20 protein-coding genes are annotated in these 20,720 nt (G+C 51.3%); 10 read left to right on the top strand and 10 right to left on the bottom strand.

The genetic code is table 11. The features are described from left to right. Positions 1–87: 87 nt before the first annotated feature. From B156_RS32240 to B156_RS0117870, 3 genes are read right to left on the bottom strand one after another with little or no spacing between them, the layout of a single operon-like run. Positions 88–660 (bottom strand): ATP-binding cassette domain-containing protein, encoded by a 573-nt coding sequence (locus tag B156_RS32240; protein ID WP_245563773.1) that lies wholly within the window; start codon positions 658–660, stop codon positions 88–90. Further along, complete coding sequence (locus B156_RS29380; protein ID WP_245563774.1) at positions 660–1,850, bottom strand: ABC transporter ATP-binding protein; 1,191 nt, start codon at positions 1,848–1,850, stop codon at positions 660–662. Before B156_RS29380 ends, B156_RS32240 begins: the two co-directional genes overlap by 1 nt. A 14-nt stretch (positions 1,851–1,864) precedes the next feature. After that, positions 1,865–3,613 (bottom strand): ABC transporter ATP-binding protein, encoded by a 1,749-nt coding sequence (locus tag B156_RS0117870; protein ID WP_026260891.1) that lies wholly within the window; start codon positions 3,611–3,613, stop codon positions 1,865–1,867. Between the two features lie 551 nt (positions 3,614–4,164). On the opposite strand from B156_RS0117870, the gene B156_RS0117875 reads away from it, so the two are divergent. The 3 genes from B156_RS0117875 to B156_RS0117885 are packed head-to-tail and all read left to right on the top strand — an operon-like array spanning position 4,165 to position 5,537. Beyond that, a complete protein-coding gene (locus B156_RS0117875; RefSeq protein ID WP_018621145.1) occupies positions 4,165–4,629 on the top strand; it encodes a hypothetical protein in 465 nt (154 codons plus the stop codon). A gap of 4 nt (positions 4,630–4,633) precedes the next feature. After that, on the top strand, positions 4,634–5,047 hold the full coding sequence (locus tag B156_RS30380; RefSeq protein ID WP_018621146.1) for a helix-turn-helix domain-containing protein: 414 nt from the start codon (positions 4,634–4,636) through the stop codon (positions 5,045–5,047). Between the two features lie 4 nt (positions 5,048–5,051). Then, positions 5,052–5,537, top strand: coding sequence for a hypothetical protein (locus tag B156_RS0117885; RefSeq protein WP_157627089.1), 486 nt, complete (start codon positions 5,052–5,054; stop codon positions 5,535–5,537). A gap of 28 nt (positions 5,538–5,565) precedes the next feature. Here B156_RS0117885 and B156_RS31440 read toward each other — a convergent pair whose 3' ends face one another. The 3 genes from B156_RS31440 to B156_RS0117900 form a co-directional block, all read right to left on the bottom strand. Continuing rightward, the gene (locus B156_RS31440) at positions 5,566–5,718 is read right to left on the bottom strand and encodes a hypothetical protein (RefSeq protein WP_018621148.1); all 153 of its coding nucleotides are present in this window, start codon (positions 5,716–5,718) and stop codon (positions 5,566–5,568) included. Positions 5,719–5,740: 22 nt separating this feature from the next. Beyond that, positions 5,741–5,881 carry a hypothetical protein gene (locus B156_RS31445; protein ID WP_018621149.1) on the bottom strand — a complete coding sequence of 47 codons (141 nt, stop codon included), beginning with the start codon at positions 5,879–5,881 and terminating at the stop codon, positions 5,741–5,743. 187 nt (positions 5,882–6,068) lie between these two features. Then, entirely contained in the window at positions 6,069–7,505 is a 1,437-nt protein-coding gene (locus B156_RS0117900) for a BamA/TamA family outer membrane protein (protein ID WP_018621150.1), read from the bottom strand. Positions 7,506–7,627: 122 nt separating this feature from the next. Here B156_RS0117900 and B156_RS0117905 point away from each other — a divergent pair, with 122 nt between their 5' ends. The 3 genes from B156_RS0117905 to B156_RS0117915 all read left to right on the top strand — a co-directional run bounded on the left by B156_RS0117905 (position 7,628) and on the right by B156_RS0117915 (position 11,561). Continuing rightward, a complete protein-coding gene (locus tag B156_RS0117905; RefSeq protein ID WP_018621151.1) occupies positions 7,628–9,013 on the top strand; it encodes an MFS transporter in 1,386 nt (461 codons plus the stop codon). 93 nt (positions 9,014–9,106) lie between these two features. Continuing rightward, positions 9,107–10,054 (top strand): carbohydrate kinase family protein, encoded by a 948-nt coding sequence (locus B156_RS0117910; RefSeq protein WP_018621152.1) that lies wholly within the window; start codon positions 9,107–9,109, stop codon positions 10,052–10,054. 109 nt (positions 10,055–10,163) lie between these two features. Beyond that, positions 10,164–11,561, top strand: a complete 1,398-nt coding sequence (locus tag B156_RS0117915) for a S8 family peptidase (protein ID WP_018621153.1) — start codon at positions 10,164–10,166, stop codon at positions 11,559–11,561. 67 nt (positions 11,562–11,628) lie between these two features. Here B156_RS0117915 and B156_RS0117920 read toward each other — a convergent pair whose 3' ends face one another. From B156_RS0117920 to lgt, 4 genes are all read right to left on the bottom strand, one after another. Beyond that, positions 11,629–12,255: a hypothetical protein gene (locus tag B156_RS0117920; RefSeq protein WP_018621154.1), complete on the bottom strand. Its 627-nt coding sequence runs from the start codon at positions 12,253–12,255 to the stop codon at positions 11,629–11,631. A gap of 106 nt (positions 12,256–12,361) precedes the next feature. Beyond that, positions 12,362–14,014, bottom strand: a complete 1,653-nt coding sequence (locus B156_RS0117925) for a M1 family metallopeptidase (RefSeq protein WP_018621155.1) — start codon at positions 14,012–14,014, stop codon at positions 12,362–12,364. A gap of 109 nt (positions 14,015–14,123) precedes the next feature. Then, on the bottom strand, positions 14,124–16,232 hold the full coding sequence (locus B156_RS0117930) for a S9 family peptidase (protein ID WP_018621156.1): 2,109 nt from the start codon (positions 16,230–16,232) through the stop codon (positions 14,124–14,126). Positions 16,233–16,464: 232 nt separating this feature from the next. Next, positions 16,465–17,310, bottom strand: coding sequence for a prolipoprotein diacylglyceryl transferase (gene lgt, locus B156_RS0117940; protein WP_018621158.1), 846 nt, complete (start codon positions 17,308–17,310; stop codon positions 16,465–16,467). A gap of 73 nt (positions 17,311–17,383) precedes the next feature. On the opposite strand from lgt, the gene yidD reads away from it, so the two are divergent. From yidD to B156_RS0117960, 4 genes are all read left to right on the top strand, one after another. Further along, positions 17,384–17,593 carry a membrane protein insertion efficiency factor YidD gene (gene yidD / locus B156_RS0117945; RefSeq protein ID WP_026260892.1) on the top strand — a complete coding sequence of 70 codons (210 nt, stop codon included), beginning with the start codon at positions 17,384–17,386 and terminating at the stop codon, positions 17,591–17,593. A gap of 152 nt (positions 17,594–17,745) precedes the next feature. Next, on the top strand, positions 17,746–18,120 hold the full coding sequence (locus tag B156_RS0117950) for a co-chaperone GroES (protein WP_018621160.1): 375 nt from the start codon (positions 17,746–17,748) through the stop codon (positions 18,118–18,120). Positions 18,121–18,317: 197 nt separating this feature from the next. Continuing rightward, positions 18,318–20,195, top strand: coding sequence for a sensor histidine kinase (locus tag B156_RS0117955; RefSeq protein ID WP_018621161.1), 1,878 nt, complete (start codon positions 18,318–18,320; stop codon positions 20,193–20,195). Between the two features lie 62 nt (positions 20,196–20,257). Then, a complete protein-coding gene (locus B156_RS0117960; RefSeq protein ID WP_018621162.1) occupies positions 20,258–20,695 on the top strand; it encodes a DUF4174 domain-containing protein in 438 nt (145 codons plus the stop codon). Positions 20,696–20,720 lie beyond the last annotated feature (25 nt).

Consider the following 20,720-nt stretch of genomic DNA (forward strand, 5'->3'; position numbering starts at 1 on the left):
GGCCACTGACTTTATTCCTTGTTTGCTCACCCCACCGCAATCCCTGATTAGAAAGGATTGCGGTGGGGTGAAATTTTGTACTATAACCTAGCTACTTCGCTTGTTGTGTAGCAGCCTGTCTACTGCGTCACTGAGTGAACCGGCGCGGGTAACTTCACCGGCGTTGATAAAAAATATCTCGTCGGCTGTTTCGATGGTGTTCAGCCGGTGGGCAATGATGATTCGCGTAGTAGTTTCGGGCAGGTTTTGCAGGATTTCGTCCAGCAGCTGCTCCGTTACGGTGTCTATATTGGCAGTGGCTTCGTCCAGAATGAGCAGTTCAGGATTGCGGAGTACAGCCCGCATAAAAGCAATGAGCTGTTTCTGCCCCAGGCTAATCGCATCCCCGCTGGCCTGTACTTTCGTATCCAGACCATCATCAAACCTTTCCAGTAGTCCGTCCAGATTAGCCCGCCGGATGGCTTCGGCCAGTTGTTCCTTTGACTGATTCTGGTAGGCCTCATTCCCATACAGGATGTTTTCCCGAACGGTGCCGGTAAACAAAAAAGGCTCCTGCAAAATAAACCCTATTTTACGGGTGCGCTCCTCAGCACTGTACGTACGAATATCTTTTCCGGCGAGTATAACGGTTCCGGCGGTGGGGTCGTACAAGCGGGCCATCAGCGAAGCCGTTGTCGTTTTTCCGCCCCCGTCGGGCCAACAAGCGCGTAGGTTTTACCCCGTTCCAGGGCAAAGCTAATGTTGTGCAGCACCTCCTGCCCATTGGGGTAACTGAACGATACGTGTTGAAAAGACAGCAGTGAATCGGTTGGAAGCGTTGGCGGATTGCCGATAGTTTTTAGGTTTGTCTGCATGGCCAGCAGGTGCGAAATCCGGTCCCAGCCCGCCAAGGCAACCTGGAAATTGGCCCATAAGGCAGCCAGTTGCCGGAGCGGGTTATACACGTTCGTTACGTAGGAGAAAAAACTGATTAACAGCCCCACCGTAAAATTCCCGGTCGAAATAAGGTAAATGCCAAAGGTCAGCACAATCAGCTGACCCATATTGGCGGCCATGCCGTACACGGGCATAAAAACGTTATTGGCCAGTCCGGCGCCAATGGCTGTCTGGTAATTTTGCTGGTTGGCTTCGTCGAAGCGTTGGCGAAAGTAATCGCGCCGGTTGAAGGCCACCACGACCTTGAAGTTATCGAGGCTTTCCTGAATTTCGGCACTCAGGTTACCTACGCTTTTTAGGTTCACCGCATTTTTCCGCTTCACCCAGGCAGCTGTTACGTTGGTGAACAGCAACAACAGCAACGTTGGCGAGAGGGCCGCTGCACCGAGGGGTAAATCAATGAACAGCAGAAACAAACCCGCCCCGGTCATGATGAAAATACTCCCTACGAACTGCATCAGCGACTGCGAGAAAAACTGGTTTAGCTTGTCGGTGTCGTTATTGATGCGGGAAATAAGATCACCTGCTTTGTTCTGGTTGAAGAAAGCAACGGGCAGTTCCTGTAGTTTATTGAAGACCGCGTTCCGGAGTTTGAACAGGGTGCGCTGCCCTACCCCACCCATCAGGCGGGTCTGGAGGTAGTTGGTACCGAAAGCAATGACGTAGATAACCAGCAGAAAACCAGCGTTCCGCACCACCCCGTCGAACTGCTTCGTCTGAATATAGGTATCGATAGTCCGGCCAATGACCACCGGCCCAACCAGGGTTAGCCCCGAGTTGACGACAATGGCGACAAAGGCCAGCAGGAGCGTTCGGCGTTCATCGTCAATCAGTGCCAGCAGCTTTCGGAGCGCCTTATACGTCGCATTCTTTTCGGCTTTCGAACTGGTAGCGTGGTTTAAATCGTAGTTCATCGTGGTAAACCGGGTTAGTTTACGTATTGGTTGGTACTGCGCTGCGACTGGTAAATCTGAACGTATTCGGGGGTATTTGCCATCAGTTCCGTGTGGGTACCTTTGGCAATAAGCTGACCTTCCATCAGCAGGATAATCTGTTCGTATTCCTCAACGGGCGCAATTTTCTGGGTGACAGAAATGAGCGTCAGGCCGGGGTAATTCTGCTGCACATTCGCCAGGATTTTCTGCTCGGTCTGCGTATCGACCCGCGCCGTAAAATCATCCAGCAACAGTACGGTAGGATTGAGGGCCAGGGCGCGGGCCAGCATAATCCGTTGCTTCTGCCCACCCGACAAACTCGCGCCCCGCTCAGAAACCACGGTTTGCAGTTTGTCCGGCAGCGCGTCGATGAAGTCGCGTAGTTCGGATGTGTCGATGGCCTTTTCCAGGGCTGCGTCCGTTACGGTTTCGCTAAAGGCAATGTTCTCCCGAATGCTTAAATTGAATGTAATACTGTCCTGAAACACGAAACCCACCTGCTGGTGAAAGGCTTCCTCCTCATAGTCGCCGATGGATCGGTTATCGTACAGGACCGTTCCCGACGTGGGGGTTATCAGGCCGGTCAGCAAAAAAAGGAGCTGGCTTTTTCCAGCCGCCGTTGGCCCTACGATGGCCGTTCGGGTGCCTGCTTCCACCGAGAAGGAAACGTGCTGAAGGGCCGGTTTATCGCCGTAATAAACCGACACATCCCGCAGTTCGATATCGCCGTTCAGGCGGACGTTTACCGTGCCGGTCTGGACGGTTTCGGGTGCCATCAACACGGCGTTGACCCGCTCGTAGGAAGCCGATGCCTGGGCAATCACGTTGCTCATAAAGCCGATAACGATGATCGGAAAAACCAGTAGCGCCAGGTAACTGCTGAACGCGGCATAATCGCCCAGCGTCATGCTGCCGATGATAACAAAGTGCCCGCCCAGCACCAGAATAATCAAGCCCGCCAAATTGGCCGTAAAACTGATAACCGGAATCAGACCCGCAAACAGCCGCAGTATTGACATGCCTATGTCTTTGGCATCGGTATTGGCAGCCAGAAACTTTTCGTATTCAAGCTGTTGCGAGTTAATAATCCGAATGAGGGCCGAGCCGAGTATGCTTTCGTTGATTACCTTGTTGAGCCAGTCGATCACCTCCCGCCCCCGCATAAACAGCACCCGCACTTTTTTCATCAGGGTATAAAACGTAATCCCGATAATGGGTACAATGGTCAGCACGGCCAGCGCCAGTTTCCAGTTGATGCTGATGAGCAGGATGGCGGCCCCAATGATGATGCAAAGCGACGACACGATGGAGACGATAGCCTGCGAAACAAACAGCTTGACGGAGTCAATGTCCGAGGTCAGGTTGGTTAGCAGTTTGGCCGGGTTGGTTTGCTGGATATACGCAAAACTCTGCCGCGATATTTTGGCGGCCAACTGCGTCCGTAAATCCCGCGCCACCCGCTCCGACGCGTAGGTCTGAACAACGCTTTGCCAGTAGGAGAAAACGAAGATAAGCCCGGTTGCCGCCAGGAATTCAATGAGAACGGTACGCAGCACAAATGTCCCCGCCGAATAGTTGTCGATGCCCCGCGAGATAAGCATGGGCAGCACCAGGTTTATTCCGTTGCTCAGCAAGGCCAGGAGAACCAGCCCCAGAATCATGCGAGTGTAAGGCTTCAGCAAGACCAGCAGGGGCATAGATGGTTTTTTAGTGGCTTCTTTCGGAGGGATTGTTTTGGCCATACAGGAACCAGGAAGGCGATGCGTGAAGGGAAGTCAAAGGTAGGAAAAATGAAGAAGATAGCGCGAATGAGCAGTCCGCGCTAAGCCAGCACACCAGACGATGAATCAATCGGATACCCGTCGTTCCACAACCGTATGGTAAACTCGGCGTCAACCAAGGTAACTTTTCCAGCCACTATCTTGTATATACCGGTCCTGTATCCTATTCTTACAATTGAATCAGGGTTGAACAAATGTTTGCCTAAAAATAAGAACAGTTCATTAAGCGCTTAATATAAACTATCTGACTTTCATTGACTTGATAGTAAGCGACTTTACGTACATATAATTGTTGGGTGGTGTGCTTCACTCTGCTACGCGCTGCACTCGTTTGCCGGTTAAATCCGGCAGCCTACTTGGGGAGTGTGCGGAGTTGTTAGCTTTTGTCTATACGCGGGGTAAATCCGGCAGGGGAGTTGGTGAGTATACAATTAAATTATGGACTAATAAAAAAAATAACGCTTTTAACTTATTGAGAAAATAATTGTTCTACCTTTGAAATTAACTTATAAGTGAAATTTGAAATAAAATTTTATGAGGCATTTCCTAAATTGTGCTTGTATGCTGTACATATAAAGGGTAAAGAAGATTGTGAGGTAGATATTTTTTTAAAGAAATTTATTGATAATCAGGCGTTTAGGCAAGATGTGCAAGAAATAAAGGCAATTTTAGTAAAAATGGGCAAGTTTGGTGCCCACGAGCAGCGTTTCCGACCAGAGGATAACATACATGCACTTCCAAAGACTCATAACAATTTGAGGCTTTATTGCATCAGATGTACCTCAAATACGGTTATTCTATGCGGAGGGGGCCATAAAACGAGCCAAAGAGTTCAGGATAGCCCGGATTGTTATCCCCATTTTAAGTTTGGCAAGATAGTTGAGAAATTTTTTCGAGACCGGGTTAGCACTGAAGATATTAGGTATAATGGATGCTTTTTAGATGGAGATTTAGCTTTTGACACCGAACTGATTTAAAACTATGAGTTTTCTATTGAATAACATTCCTGTTGACCCGATTATTGAACGCTTTATAGAGCTGTCTTATGGAGTTAGTGAGCGCATAATTCGCTTGCTTGACGAAAAGGGTTTACTGCAACGTGACTTAGCGTTGAAGTTAGGAAAAAAAGATTCAGAGGTTAGCAAGTGGCTTCAAGGGAACCATAACCTTACCTTGAAAACAATAGCGACTATTGAAATAGCCTTGAATGAGAAACTAATCAAAGTGCAAGGACTGGATTCAACAAATATTTTCACTGACAGAATGAGCAAGCCAGCGAATTTACTTGTATCAAAATCGTCAGGCGAAGAGAGTTTGCCACAATCCCTTAAATCAAACAGTGCCGAAGATTTCAGGGGAGAAAAGGTATATTCAATTCATTTTACTCAATCTTAAATAGGTGGAAGGCCAAGCGAAAAATCAACCCGTAGAGGCTCAGGTACGCTTTATGAGCATTCAAGATCGGGAGCTAATTTTAGCTGATATCAGCGAATTGGTAGCTAAAAAGTTTGATTTTAAAAGCTTTACTCAAATACAGATGAAGGGCCAACATCGCGTAATTCCAAAGGCTAAGCAGTTTGAGATGATATTTTCAATTGCCTTCTATAAAGAAGCAACAGAAGATGATCCGGCAAAAACCTTATTATCATTCACAACTTTGACAACATTTGATGTTGTTAACTTCTCGGAAGTCTTTCTGACGGAAGACGATATACATTTTGATATACCTAATGAATTTCTAATAAGGATCGTTGATATTGTTGTTTCTACGATGAGAGGAATGATAGTAGAAAAGACAGCAAACTCGGACTTTAGAAAGTTATACGTACCTCTTATTGACCCAAAAGTGGTATCAGAATTTATATTTGGCGAGAGAGAATCGTAATGTGAATAGGATTTACCAGGCCCCTAACCTACCCAACCCCCACACTCTCAAGCACCTTATCAACAATCGCCCTAGCTTCCTGCTCACTCATTCGCGGCATAGCCTGAATCTGTTTCATCATTGCCCGTTCGCTCACAGTAGTGCGTTTATAGAGTCGTTTGGGGTTGGTTGCGTATGCCATTGTTTGGTTAGTTATTGTGCTGTTAGCGGGCGGTAGCCAGTAGCCAGCACGGCAGTTGGTAAGCCGTACCGTCCTGTATACGCCGGTTTTTGGTCAGCAGGGCACTGGGAGAGATTGCGACGTTCGCACCCAACAAAGCGGGGTCGAAAAGGGCGAAAGCCACAAATGTTCAGGCAGCTTGTTTACGGCCCATCAACACACGGGTTCGTCGAGTGAACCAGATAAATCGTTCCGGTGGTGCAGCGTTGCAGCAAGCAGTTGACACGAGGGAATAAATGGGCCGTACAAGCAAGGCCGACCTTGATTCCCGCCAGCTAGGTCCCCTCATAATGACGCAACAGGAAGCCTGATTAAAACTCCTGCGCCAGATTGAAGAAGAAGCCGGTATTCCCCTGCACGTTTACAGTACCACTAAACCGCATCACCAGGTTATAGAACGAAACCACATCGACGCTCAACCCCGTGCCAGCCAGCAGTTGGTTAGCCAGTCTGCTTTGGTACTGTTCGGCAACCGTACTGCTCACGTAGCCCGCATCGCCAAAAGCCGTCAGGTAAACCGCTATCGGCACGGTATTAAACTGCCGGACGTGCAGCCAGTTCAACTGTTTCCGAATGTTGAGCAGCTGGTACCGGAAGCTGTTTCGCCAGATAGCCGTCCGCTGTCCATCAATGACGTAGAGTTCATAGCCCCGCACCATATCGATGGAACTGCCCAGGCCACGCAGGTTGAAGTAGGGTTGCCGGGTAGGCCAGGTAGCACGGACGCGCAGGCTCCCCGCCCCGTAGAATCGCCCCCCCATCGACCAGTAGCGGGTCATTGACGCCGATAGATCCAGAAAGTGAAAATTATCGGATGGCAGGATGCCCGATACGCCTACGGCTGCCGTAAATAACTTGCCTATCAGCGGGAAAACCACATTATCCCGCCGGTCGTACCGGTAGCTATAACTCATGGCCAGAAACTGCTGCCGGGTACGCCCATCCAGAAAATAATCCGGGTTGAGCCGGGCAATGGTATCGGCAATGGTGTTTCTCGTATAGCGCGTATCGACGGTGTGGTAATGATATAATCCGCGCCGGTTGGTCAGGGTTAGGCTGGCGTAAGCCCGCTCCCGGAGCACATCCTCCGATTTGGTGTACACCCACTTATCGAACTGGGTCCGGTACGGTATTTCCTTGTTGGTGGCGTAGCCAACATCAACCCGTAAACCGATTTTCTGGGCCTTATCGATATAGGGTTTGGAATACGACAGGATGGTGCGCTGGAGAAACCCCCGTTCAATAACCACCTGGAGCCGGTCGTTGGTACCCGTTACGTTCCGGTAACTGAGTCGCCCCCCGTAGATAACCCGTCGAAAATCGCGCCCCCGGTCGTACCACCATTCGTTGAAATTACGGTCGGCCAGGTCAAAAACGGGGTAGGCAATGATGTACCAGCGTTCTTTCATCACCACGGTCAAATCGAGCCGGGCCAGTTGAGTCGAATCGGTAGCCGGGGTAATCCGGGTAGCGATATCGACCGTTACGAAAAGGGTTGTGTTGTTGATGTTGCGCTGGTCCCATTGAACCCGGCCGGGCAAATCGGCCAGCCGCACGGAGTCCCCGATGTGAAGTGTCATTTCGCGAAGAATGATCCGATCCTTCGTTTTAACGTTTCCCTCCAGCGTAACAGAATGCACGATTACCAACTGCGATGAGTCAGTCTGGGCATAGGCAGATATGACCTGAGAAGATACCAAAAATACCGTCAGCACCAGACTAGCTATTGGCCATTTTTGGGGAATCATGCTCGAACGTATGTCTATACAAAAAAATAAGCCAACAATATCTCTGTATCCTTCAAATAGCACCGTATTATTGTTAGCCCTTCAGGGACACCTGTGATAACAGTTTAAAGATACGATAATCTATGCAAACGGGAAGCACTCAAAACGCATCCGCGAAGGTCAGACCTACCCTGAGTTTCTGGCAGATATGGAACATGAGTTTTGGTTTTTTCGGGATTCAGTACGGGTTCGGCCTGCAGCAGGCCAACATGAGTCCTATCTTCCGATACCTCAACGCCGACGAAGCGAACATCCCGATTTTATGGCTGGCGGGTCCGGTTACGGGTCTGATTGTGCAGCCCATCATTGGCTCCCTGAGTGACCGGACCTGGTCGCCACGTTGGGGTCGGCGGAAGCCGTTTTTCCTGATTGGTGCGCTGGTTACCAGTTTAGCGTTGTTTTTGATGCCCAACTCGTCGGCGCTGTGGATGGCAGCCAGCCTGATGTGGATACTGGATACCGGCCTGAACATCACGCAGGAACCCTTCCGGGCGTTTATAGGCGACAAACTCACCGAAAAGCAGCGGGGACTTGGCTTCGCCATGCAGAGTTTCTTTGTGGGTTTTGGGCAGACACTGGCCAACCTGATGCCGTATATTCTGCCCATTTTTGGGGTTACCCTGCTCCAGACCAGCAACGGCGGTACCATTCCCGACTTTGTCAAGTATTCGTTTTACATCGGTGGGGTAGCCGTTGTTCTAGCCGTACTCTGGACGATATACACCACCGACGAATACCCCCCCGACGATATGGAAGCGTTTGAGGAGCAAAAAAAGGAGGGTGCGGGTATTGGGGGGATGTTGATGGAACTGGGTATGGCGCTGAAAGAAATGCCGACTACCATGAAGCAGCTCTGGTGGGTAAAGTTTTTCACCTGGTATGGTTTACCGCTGATGTGGCAGTTTCTGTCGCTGGCCGTGGCCCGGCACGCGTTCAATGCACCCAATGCCACCAGCAACCCACTTGGCTTTGCCGAGGGAACCCAATGGGGTAGTTTGTGTCTGGCTATCTTTAACGTTGGCTGTTTTACCATCTCCTTTTTTTTACCCGGCATTGCCGACCGCATCAGTCGTCGGGGTACCCATGCGTTATTCCTGACCATCGGGGGAATCGGTTTCCTGTCGATGCTGCTGTCGAACGACAAATACATCTTCCTGTTTGGCATGGGTCTGGCCGGGCTGGCCTGGGGGTCTATCCTGTCCATGCCCTATGTGTTACTGGCTAATTCGGTCCCAAAACAGCGGATGGGCGTATACATGGGCATTTTTAACGGCTTCATTGTGGTGCCTCAAATTATCAATAACACCACGGTCAAGTACATTTATGGGCCGCTGCTGAACAACGACCCGCGTAATGCACTAGCCCTGTGCGGCATCTGTATGCTGCTGGCTGCCGGGTCCTGCTTCCTGGTAAAAGAGACAAGGCGCAGCGAAGAAGCGGCCTTCCCCATCGAACCTGGTGGAAACTAATACGCAATCAATTTTCTCTTTCCTGTTCTTCTGAGTAGCTTTCCAGCCGTAAACCCATACGCTGGAAAGCTACTCAACGAATACTTTTTGTCGATGACAGATTCAACCCGCCCTTTCGCTGTTCTTTCAGTTGGTGAATTACTGGCCGATTTAATTGGGCACCATGTGTCAGCCAGTTTGCTCGATGCCCAGGATTTTCGACGTTATCAGGGCGGCAGCCCGGCCAACATGGCGGCCAACATGGCCCGCCTGGGTGGCAAAGTTGCCCTGGTTGCCTGCGTTGGCAACGACAATATCGGCAAATACCTGACCCGGCAGGTAGAAGAAACCGGCGTCAACGTTGACTATGTTACGGCCGATCTGCAGGAGCCTTCTACCATTGTTGTGGTGTCGCGTACGGCAGGTACGCCCGATTTTGTGGCCTATCGCCATGCCGACTGCCACATAAAGCCCGAACAATTACCCGATTCCCTGTTGGCCCAGGCGCAGCTATTTCACACCACCTGCTTCGCCCTGAGTCGACAGCCCGCCCAGGATACAATTATTGATGCGTCCCGGCGTGCCCGTGCGGCTGGTTGCCAGGTTAGTATTGATGCCAATTATGCCCCGACGATATGGCCCGACCGGGATCAGGCCTGGCGTGTTCTGGCGGACTATTTTGCCTCCGGCGCCCTGGTAAAAGTAAGTGAGGATGATGCCGAGCGGTTATACGGAGAACCGCAGGAACCGGAAAAGATCCTGAGCGACTTTCATCAGATGGGTGCCTCCGTAATCTGCCTGACACTCGGTCCCGATGGCAGTATGGTATCCTACGATGGCGGGGCTAAACAAGCCCGGATACCCGGCAAAAAACTAGATATCGTCGATGTTACGGGGGCTGGGGATGCGTATTGGGCCGGATTCCTGACGGCCTATCTGGATGGGTACGCGCCCGGAAACTGCGCCCATGCCGGAGCCACTTTGGCCAAAATGAAACTAACCCGCCAGGGTCCTTTACCGGATAAAGTCGACCGAAAAGTAATTTACCAGGATTTTGAATAAATAAAATGATATTGACATAAATAGAATGATTACATTAACCTTAGTGAATACGACTTAAGTTAACCGTTTCCATTTTTCAACATTTTATCAATCTTTCAACCGATTCTCAATGAAAAACAACGTAACGTTTCGGATTGCTCAGGTCGCGGCACTAGCCCTCACGGCAACAGTACTCCTGGTAGGTTGTCAACCCGTAGACACGGACACCTCCCTTTCACCCGTCACACATTCAGCTGCTAATGCCCGGTTAAAGGCAGATGTGGACTATGTAGATGGTGAGCTTTTGGTACAGTTTGATGAAAATGCTACTGACGATGTCAAAAACAAGGCCCTCGACAAAGTGAAAGGTATCCCTGCCGAAAAAATTCTGACGAAGGCCATGGAAAAGGCGGGCAAAAAAGAGGGACTCATGGTCGTGAAAGTAAACAAGAATGTACTGGAAGCCATTGCCGACCTTAACAGTACAGCCGGGGTAGCCTTTGCCGAGCCTAACTTTATTTACACGCACAGTGCCGTACCAACTGATCCTTTTTTCACGAATGGCTCGCTGTGGGGAATGTACGGCCCGGCCACATCGCCCGCTAATCAGTATGGCAGTAATGCGGCCGCAGCCTGGGCAGCTGATAAAACGGGTTCTGCTTCGGTATACGTTGGTATCATCGATGAGGGTATTCAACTAACGCATCCCGACCTGAGCGGGCAGGTTTGGGTGAACCCGAACGATCCGGTGGATGGGGTAGATAACGATAAGGACGGCTACGTGGATGATACGAACGGCTGGGACTTTGATGGTAATGACCGGACTATATACGATGGAGGAACGCGGGGTAGTTCTGATGACCACGGTACCCACGTATCCGGTACGATTGGTGCCAAAGCCGATGGTAAAGGGGTTGTGGGGGTTAACTGGAAAATTACCCTGATTTCGGCCAAATTTCTGGGAAAGCGGGGTGGTACTACGGCCAATGCAATCAAAGCTGTTGACTATCTGACTACCCTCAAAAACAAGGGCATCAATATTGTAGCTTCTAACAATTCGTGGGGCGGTGGCGGCTATTCACAGGCGCTGTACGATGCCATTAGCCGGGCCAATACGGCCGGTATTATGTTTATTGCGGCTGCGGGCAACAGCGGCACCAACAATGATGCTACTGCCAGTTATCCATCTAATTATGACTTACCCAACGTTATTGCCGTAGCGGCTATCGATAACACCGGAGCATTAGCCAGTTTCTCGCAATATGGCGCCACCACGGTTGATTTGGGCGCACCCGGTGTAGCCATCAACTCGACAACAGCTTTTAATACCTACTCGTCCTACAATGGTACGTCTATGGCAACGCCCCATGTAACGGGAGCCGTTGCGCTGTATGCCTCGACTCACCCCGGTGCTACGGTTGCCCAGATTAGAAACGCGATCCTGTCCAGTGCGGCACCAACTCCATCCCTAAGTGGCAAGACGGTGACCGGTGGGCGGTTGGATGCCAATGCGGCTTTAGCTAGATAAAATTACCTAAGCCCTAAACAAAGAAAGCCGAAGCACATGCTTCGGCTTTCTTTGTTTAGGGAAGTGATTACTTCATGTCTTCCAGTTTATCCAGGTCAATGTCTTCCAGGGCCGCTTTGATTTTGTCCATGCTCACCCCTCGCCCTTTGGCAGTGATAACAAACCGTTTGTTGACCAGCACGTTCAATTCGCCATCTTTATCGGCACTGTCGTATTTTTCATAGGCCTTGTTATCCCCTAGTGTGGTGGTCTTTTCGTATCCATGTTCGGTTTCCTTATCCACCTCTATCATGGACCAGGCGGCCAATCCCATCATCATGGGTGAGCCGCCCCCATCCACAATCGATAACTCGATACGTTCAGTGCCGTCTCCGTTTTCGTACTTGCCCGTTGCGGTAGAAATCGTGAATCCCATGGCTCCGTTCTTTTCGCCGGTAGCCTCCTTACGTGCCAACCCATCGGCATCGGCTGGAAGCAGTTCTTTCAGCTTGCGGAAGTCAACTGTTGCTACGGAGCCATTTTTCTGCATGTCCTCCATCTGCGATGCCATCTCTTTCATGGCACTGGCGGCCCCCATCACCGATACCGATTCGTCGTCTTTTTTCTCCTCTTCTTTTTCTTTGTTGCTCCCGCAACCAATGAGCAATAGCACCGGGAGTAGTCCGGCCCAAAGTACATTTCGATTTGTACGCATAGTTTTTTGGCGATAAGAATGGAACATGAACCAACCTACAGGTAAGGTACACTTTCCTCCTATACAGCCGCCAAAGTTTTGAGTAAACGTACCACGTACTGTTCGTTTACTCAGCTACCTGCTTGCTCAACACGTAGTAATTCGCGTCAATCGTAAGCGTCTTCACGCCCCTGGCCGACAGTTTTTTCCACTGTGCCGTGGGTTGAATAGCCTGATACGGCCCCGACTCGCCCAAACACACCCGCACCGGCATGGCAAAGCCGGGCACCGTATTGGCCCAGCGATACTGAAAGTCATCGGCTACCGGACGATACTCGAGCACAGGTATTCGGGTATCGCGCAGGTACTGGTCAAACACGGGTTTTAAATTCAGACCCGATTGTTGACTCATGTAGTGCTCAATCTGGTTCGTGGTTACGGTTTGGTGGTAGAATGTTTTGTTCAGCCCCCGCAGCATTTGTCGCCATGTGGTGTCGTTGCCAACCAATTGCCGAATCGTATGAAGCATATTCCCCCCTTTGTAGTACATATCGCCCGACCCTTCATTATTCACATTATAGGTACCAATGATGGGTTTGTCGTTACGGATATTGGCCCGGCAACCAATCACATATTGCGCCCCGGCGGCTTTACCCCAGTAGTACTCCGTAAAAAGACACTCCGAATAGTTGGTAAAACTCTCATGAATCCACATATCGGCCACATCCCGGTAGGTGATGTTATTGGCAAACCACTCGTGCCCCGATTCATGAACGATGATAAAATCCCACAGCAATCCCCAGCCCGTTCGGGAAAGGTCGCGGCCTAGGTAGCCGTTCCGGAAGTGATTCCCATAGGTTACCGAACTCTGATGCTCCATACCCAGGTAGGGCGTTTCGACCAGTTTGTAGCCGTCTTCGTAAAAAGGATACGGCCCAAACCAGTGCTCGAATGCCTTCAGCATTCTGGGTACCTCGTTGAACTGGGCTTTAGCCGAATCGAGGTGCTCAGGGAGTACGTAATAATTGAGCGGAAGTTTCCCCTTTTCGCCGGTGTACTCCTCCGACCAGTGCTCGTATCGGGCAATGTTCAGGTTTACACCATAGTTGTTGATGGGGTTCTGCACGTACCAGTCGAAGGTGCGGGTATGGTCGGCATTGGTAGTTACCTGGCGGAGCTGTCCGTTCGACACATCCATCAGGTCTTCAGGAACGGTTACCGAAATAGCCATCGAATCCGGCTCGTCGTACATGTGGTCTTTGCAGGGCCACCACGCGCTGGCACCCAAGCCCTGGCAGGCAGTGGCAATGAACCAGTTACCGGCCTTGTCATGCGACCAGACCAGGCCTCCATCCCAGGGGGGGCGTTTGGCTACGCGGGGCTTGCCCCCATAAAACACCGTTATTGCTTCGGTCTGCCCGACTTTCTGGGCTTTGGCCAGGGTAACGAAGTAGGCGTTACCATCCTGCCGAACGGCTAGTTGTTTTCCATCCTGCTCAACCCGTAGCACCCGCAGCGGCTTTTGTAAATCCACCTGCATCACCTGCTCCGGTTTCAGCACCCGATACCGGATGAGCGTTGAGCCAGTCAGGGTACTATCGGTGGGTTGCACCCGAACCCGCAGGTGATAAAACGCCAGATCCCACCAGGCCCGTTCGGGCGTGATAGACCCGCGCAGGGTATCGGCGTGCGTAAAGCGGGTACGCTGCTGCGCAAAAGCGGGGATTACCAGAAGCAGCGTTAGTAGCTGAAGGAGTGCTAGTCTGTTTTTAGATCGCATTTTATTTGTAGCCTAAACTTTAGTCCGGGTAGCCGTCAGGCTATTTTTCTACGTACTGGCCATTGCAACGTAGCCTACAGATACCCGGACAAAAGTCCAGGCTACCCTGCTATCGCGCCCCCGGCGGGCAGTTTTTCAGTAGGTAGTTAGTGTATAGAGTTCGCAGGTGCAACGTGGTTCCCTCGCCCTCATAAATACCGTGCGAGCGGTTGGGATACGGCATCATTTGAAACTGTTTATTATACTTAACCAACTCATTAATAAGCACCTCGGCATTATCATACTGCACATTATCGTCGCCGGTACCGTGAATATAAAGCAGGTTACCCTTCAGGTTTTTAGCGTAGGTTATGGGTGAACCCGCCACAAAATCTTCCCGGTTTTCCTGCGGTAGTCCCATATACCGTTCCTGATAAATATTGTCGTAAAACAACTGGTTGCCCACGGCAGCAATGGAAATGCCGGTTTTGTAGATGTCAGGGTGCTGGAACAGCAGGTGCAGGGTGGTAGACCCTCCCCCACTCCAGCCCCAAACGGCCACGCGGCTGGTGTCGATGTAGTCATGTTGGGAAAATAATTTCCTGGCCCCCATGGCCTGATCGCGGATGTTAAGCCGGCCAATTTTACGGTAGATGGATTTCCGCCATTCGGCTCCTTTCAGGTTGGGCGTCCCCCGATTATCGAGGGCCACGTATAGGTAACCCGCTTTGGCCATATCACCCTGAAACAGGCGGTTTTGCCCGGTCCCGAATACATCGTTGACCGTAGTTGCCGCTGGTTCGCCATATACGTAAAACACAATTGGATACTTCTTGGTACTGTCAAAATCAACTGGTTTAGCCATCCAGCCATCCAGACTCACGCCATCATCGGTAGTTAATTTGAAAAAGCTGACATTCGATTTATCGACAGGTTTCATCCGTTCGGCAATGCTTTCGTCTTTGTTAACGGGGGTATGGTCGGGCAGGCTTACCCACTCCCGCACGTTGGGGGTGTAGTAATTGGTGAACGAATGCCGGGCCAGCTTACCCGTAGGCGAAATCGCGTAATCGTGCGTCCCGACGAGGTCGCCGGGGGTTACCCGTTCGGCCTTCCCCTTCCCATCCAGGCTGGTGCGAAACAGGTACCGCTGATTGGTATTTTTGGGGGAGGCAATGAAATATACCTGATTACCCGGTTCATCAATCAGGCTGATAGTTTCAATATCGTAGTCGCCGGGGGTAAGCAGGGTTTCTTTTTTTCCGTCGGTAGTCACCTTGTAAATATGCCGCCAGCCATCCTTTTCAGATACCCACACGAAGGATTTGCCGTCATCGAGCCACTCCCACCCGCTGGGGTCATCGTCGTTCCAGCGACTTTTCACATCAATCCAGGTATTGTTGGATTCGGTATGGATGGGGGTAACGGCCTGCGTAGCCGGATTGCAGACGAACACGATGCTCTCATTCTGCTTACGGTTCAGCTGCTGAACAATCAGCGTATTCGCTTTGGGTAACCACGCCATTCGGGTCAGGTAGTGCTGCTGCGCATCGCCGGGGATGGGTAACCAGTTGGTTTTACCCCCCGTGGCAGCTACCACACCGATGCGGGCGGGCGACGGACTCACGCCTACCTTCGGGTATTCGACTGGCACCGTATAGGAGTAGTTGGAATCCGTAGTGTTCAGCATCAGGTAGTCCGGAATTTTGGTCGCGTCGATTTGCCAGTAGGCGATCTGTTTGCTATCGGGACTCCACCGGAAGCCATCCCGGCAACCGAACTCCTCTTCGTAAGCCCAGTCAAAGGTACCGTTGATGCGTTTGCGGGTGCCATCGGTGGTGAGTTGAACGGCTTTCCCGGTCGCTACGTCTTCTACAAACAAGTTGTGCTCACTCACATAAGCAACACTGCGGCCATTGGGCGACAGTGTTGCGTACAGCAGCGACTGCGCCGGACGGCTTTTGCCCACGGGCCGGGCCACGCCCGATTTGCGGTCGACGAGGTAATAATCGCCCCGCGTATTGTACCGCCACACGCGGGCAGTGTTGGTAAAAATCAGCACCTGTGCACTATCGGGCGTGAAGGCAAAATCCGTTACGGGCATGGACTGCTGCGTGCCGGGCTTGTTGAGTTTTTCTTTCGGCAGAATGACACTTTTGCGGCCGGAACGAATGTCGATACTTGTCAGGCCGTTCGGTTCTGGCACCGTATAGGCATTACCATCGGCTGACCAGTGCATTTGCCGACCGGGAACCTGCGCTACTGCGGTGTGGAGGCTGCCAACTACTAAAGCGGGGAGAATGAACCGGGAAAATGAAGAAAATGAGGACACGGAAAATGCGCTATGATTGATGAATGATAAACGTCAAAAATACAGCATTTTATGCATTCTGGTGTTTCCAAAAAAAAGCCCCGGCATTCAGGCCGGGGCAGGTGATACAGGGTATGCGTCGTAATAGGCATGTGTGTCGTTACGATTCAATCGCTCTCGACTTCTCCTCAGCGGGCACCACCACCGGATTCCGGTAGCTGCGAACAACGAAATAGATACCCAGCAACACGATAGGAATGCTCAGAATCTGCCCCATGTTCAGGGCCAGATTATCTTCAAACGCCACCTGATTTTCTTTCAGGTATTCGTAGAAAAAGCGCAGGGTAAAAATCCAGACGAGAAAAATACCGAGCATACTACCCGCTGGTGTCCTCTCTTTGTTCCGGTTCCAGAACCACAGCAGGATAAAGAAAAGAATCAGGCACGAAATGGATTCGTACAACTGGGCGGGGTGGCGCGGTATTTTGGCGTATTCGTTGTTATTCATGAACACAAACGCCCAGGGCACATCCGTGGGGCGACCCACAATTTCGGAGTTCATCAGGTTGCCAAATCGGATGCAGGCTCCCGCCAGCGCTACCACAATGGCAATGCGGTCGGTCACCCAAAAGAACGTCTGGTTGGTCAGTTTGCTCTCTTTCCGGCGCGAGTAAAGCCACAAACCCAGCAAAATACCAATAACAGCCCCGTGACTGGCCAGACCCGCAAAGGGTGGCGTAATGACCGTGAGCGGGTGGTGCAGCAAAACGTCCGGCTCATAGAACAGAAAATGACCAAACCGCGCACCCAGAATGGTGGATACTACCATGTAAATCAGCAGGGAATCGGTATCGGCAACGGGTTTATTTTCTTTTTTGAAGATGTAGCCCATAATCTGCATACCAATCAGGAAACCCAGCGCGAACAGGAGTCCGTACCACCGCACCGAGAAAGAGCCAATGTGGAAAATTTCGGGATCAACCTCCCAGATAATGAATTGCAGCATAGAAAAGCGATATATCGGCAAAGATACGGATTGCGGGAAAGATTTTGGGCGTTTTGCTGTTTATGCGTGTATGATGCGAACAATTCTGGTCGGATTTGTAAAAGTATATCAGGCCGTTGTATCCCCTTATTTTCCGAATGCCTGTCGGTATACCCCTACCTGTTCGCAGTACGCCATTGAGGCAATCCATAAACACGGGGCCTGGCGGGGCGGGTGGCTGGGGCTGAAACGCATAGCCCGCTGCCACCCCTGGGGCGGACATGGCTACGATCCGGTGCCATAAGCAGTTCATGAGTCAATTTATTGGTGCGTTATCGTTACTGACAAGTTGACCTGTATACTAATCCCGCCCGATTTTTGCTACCATGTTGCCAGGCGACCACTAAAAAGACGCCGGGTATTACCGGGACCGCCCGTTCGGTCTCTACAAAATGTATGATAGAAATTACTGCTGATAACAAACTAAAACGCCTGATTGTAGTGGGCGACCGGGTACTCATCAAACCCAAAGACCCCTCCGACCGGACATCCAGCGGGTTGTATTTACCGCCAACGGTGCAGGAAAAAGAAGAAATCCGGACGGGTTACGTCATAAAAGTAGGGCCGGGTTACCCCATTCCCAACCCTACCGAAGACGAACCCTGGAAGGAAACCGAAGAGAAAGTAAAGTACATGCCCCTCCAGGCCCAGGAAGGAGATGTAGCCCTGTACCTCCAGCGAAACGCCATCGACGTGCAGTATGAAGGGGAACAGTACGTGATTGTGCCCCAGGGGTCCATCCTGATGCTGGAACGGCTGGAAGAGTTATAGAAGCGTACCTTCCTATTAAATTTTGAGCCGCAGCCCTGGAATCAGTGTTGCCAGGCCTTGCTTCATGAGCCTGCAAACGAAGGCTGGTTTCTGCCTGCGTACTACCATACCCCTTTCGGGGTATTTTTAAACCGGCAGTCATTCTCGTTCTTTGTATCCATCCACACCCTGTCGCACCACACAACGGTATTTCTGCGATGAAAACACGTTGGCCATTAGCCTGTTTTTTACTACTCGCTGCCAACGGCATGGGGCAGACTGCGTATAAAATTCAGACTGATTTCAGAACTGTTACACTCAGGAATCCATTTTTACTTCAGCTTCGCCAGCCGGTTCAGGCTATACAGTCTCCCAGTGCGTTACCCGCTGAATTGGCGCAGTGGGAACCGGTCGAGAGTATCAATTACGGGCGTCTTCACTACGTTGGCTGGGCGCGGTTTACGGTCCGCAGCGAATCGGCCCGAACGGTCTGGCTCGAACTGACAACGCATTTTCTGGACTCGTTATCGGTATGGACGGCGCAGGGCACTACCCCACCCGTTCCCGTCCGGGGACCGGCTACTTACCGCCAACAGGCTACCCATCTGGCCCCCGTCAATCATCATTACTTCCTGCACGCGCTGAACCTCCCCGCCCACCAAACCACCACCGTCTGGGTAAGAGGTCAGGTTATACCGGGCGACGCCATGAAATTCGACGTCCGGCTGTGGGCACCCCGGTACTTCCTGACGGCTCAGCAGCGCGACATCTGGGGGTGGGCGATATTCGCGGGGATTGTCCTTTCCATTTTGGGCGGGGTGCTAATCGCGTTCTTTTTTTACCAGCGAACAGTGTATCTGCTCTACGCCTGTTACGTCATTTGCCTGTCGGCTTACGCCCTGCTCAATGATGGCTGGGGTGCCTTTTTACCCGATTCATTGGCGGGATTTGACAGTATCACCAGCATCGTACACTGGCTTAACATCGGTTTTGGGGCCTTCTGCCTGTTTAGCAGACGGTTTCTACGGGTTTCCGGGCAACAGAATCGTTCGGTATACCGATGGCCGGAACTGCTCCCGATGCTAATTATTGCCGGGGCTACATTCCTGGCGCAGTGGGCGCAGCGCCAGGAGCAGGAATACATCGTAAAAACGGCTTACGTAATTGGGTATGCTGGTTTTGCCGGATACGGACTTATCTGGTTACGCTACGTAGTGGAAGCCGTTAAGCGCCAGAACCATTTGGTATGGCTACTGATTGGGGCCGTATCCACGCTGCTGATTTTTTTCGCGGTTAACTCATTTCTCATCAACCTGGGCGTAATGCGAAACCCCCTACCCGATATGGTAGCCCTGCGTATCGCGCTACTGGCCGAGTTGACGATACTATCAGCCGGTTGGCTCTACCGCCGGAAACTGGTACAACTGGCCCGTCAGCAACTCGAAATTCAGAACCGTACCTTACAGGCGGCTTTGATTCAAACCCAGGAGTCGGAACGGCAACGCATTGCCGCCGACCTGCACGACGACCTCGGTGGTACGCTGGCTACCCTGCGTCGGCGCATATCCGACCTGTACCAGTATTTGCCCAACGCGCTGATGACCGAACAGATCGATCTGTTGGTTCCCCTCACGCAAAAAAGTAGTGACGACCTCCGGCGCATTGCCCATAACCTAATGCCGCCCGAGTTTTCCCGGATTGGCCTTCGTCACGCGCTCGAACAACTCGTTGGCAGCCAACCGGCTCACCCTATTCAGTTCTCTTTTGTGGTGTCAGGAACGGAGCAAAAACTACCCCTGGACACTGAACTGAATGCCTACCGGATTGTATCGGAACTGATCCATAACATCCATAAACACGCACGGGCTAACCGGGCAGCGATCCAGTTGCTGTACCTGGATAACCGGCTTTCTATAACGGTCGATGACGACGGGGTGGGTAATCAGGCTGATTCATTACCCCACCAACCGGCGGGCATAGGCCTGAAAAACAACCACTTGCGGGCCGAATACATTGGCGCTACGTTATGGCACCATGTAAGCGAAGCGGGCACGTTAGTCATTCTGGAGATTCCCTATCCGTCAACAACGGAATAGATTATGGCTTACATAAACCGTTTGGCTAAACTGCGGGTTGTCTACACATAACGGTAAACACTATGCAAAATCACTGGTTCATTAATCTGATAGTCCTGCTAATGGGGCTTACCCTTACTATGGAAAGTATAGCAAATCAACAGAAATCGCTCAAAGCGATGCTGCACGAGAAAAAAGACAAACGGCGTGTACTACTCGTTTACGGGCGTGACGATGCCCAGCATTATACCATTGAGCAACAGGAGAGCCTGAACGAAGACAAAACTGGATTGGCCGATCGTGACCTGGATGTGATTGTCCTGATCGCTTCCCAGGTGCCGGAACCTGACCGGCAGTTTCTTATGCACGACTACAAACTGAACCCCTCCACTGAGTTTGTGGCCTGGCTAATTGGCAAAGATGGCGGGGTAAAAGAAACCTACGAAAAGCCGGTTTCCACTAAAGACCTCTTCGGACTGATTGACAAAATGCCCATGCGCAGGCAGGAAATGAAAAACTAGTATATGATATGGTTTAGGTGTTTGT

This window comes from Spirosoma luteum DSM 19990 (assembly GCF_000374065.1).
Classification (GTDB): domain Bacteria; phylum Bacteroidota; class Bacteroidia; order Cytophagales; family Spirosomataceae; genus Spirosoma; species Spirosoma luteum.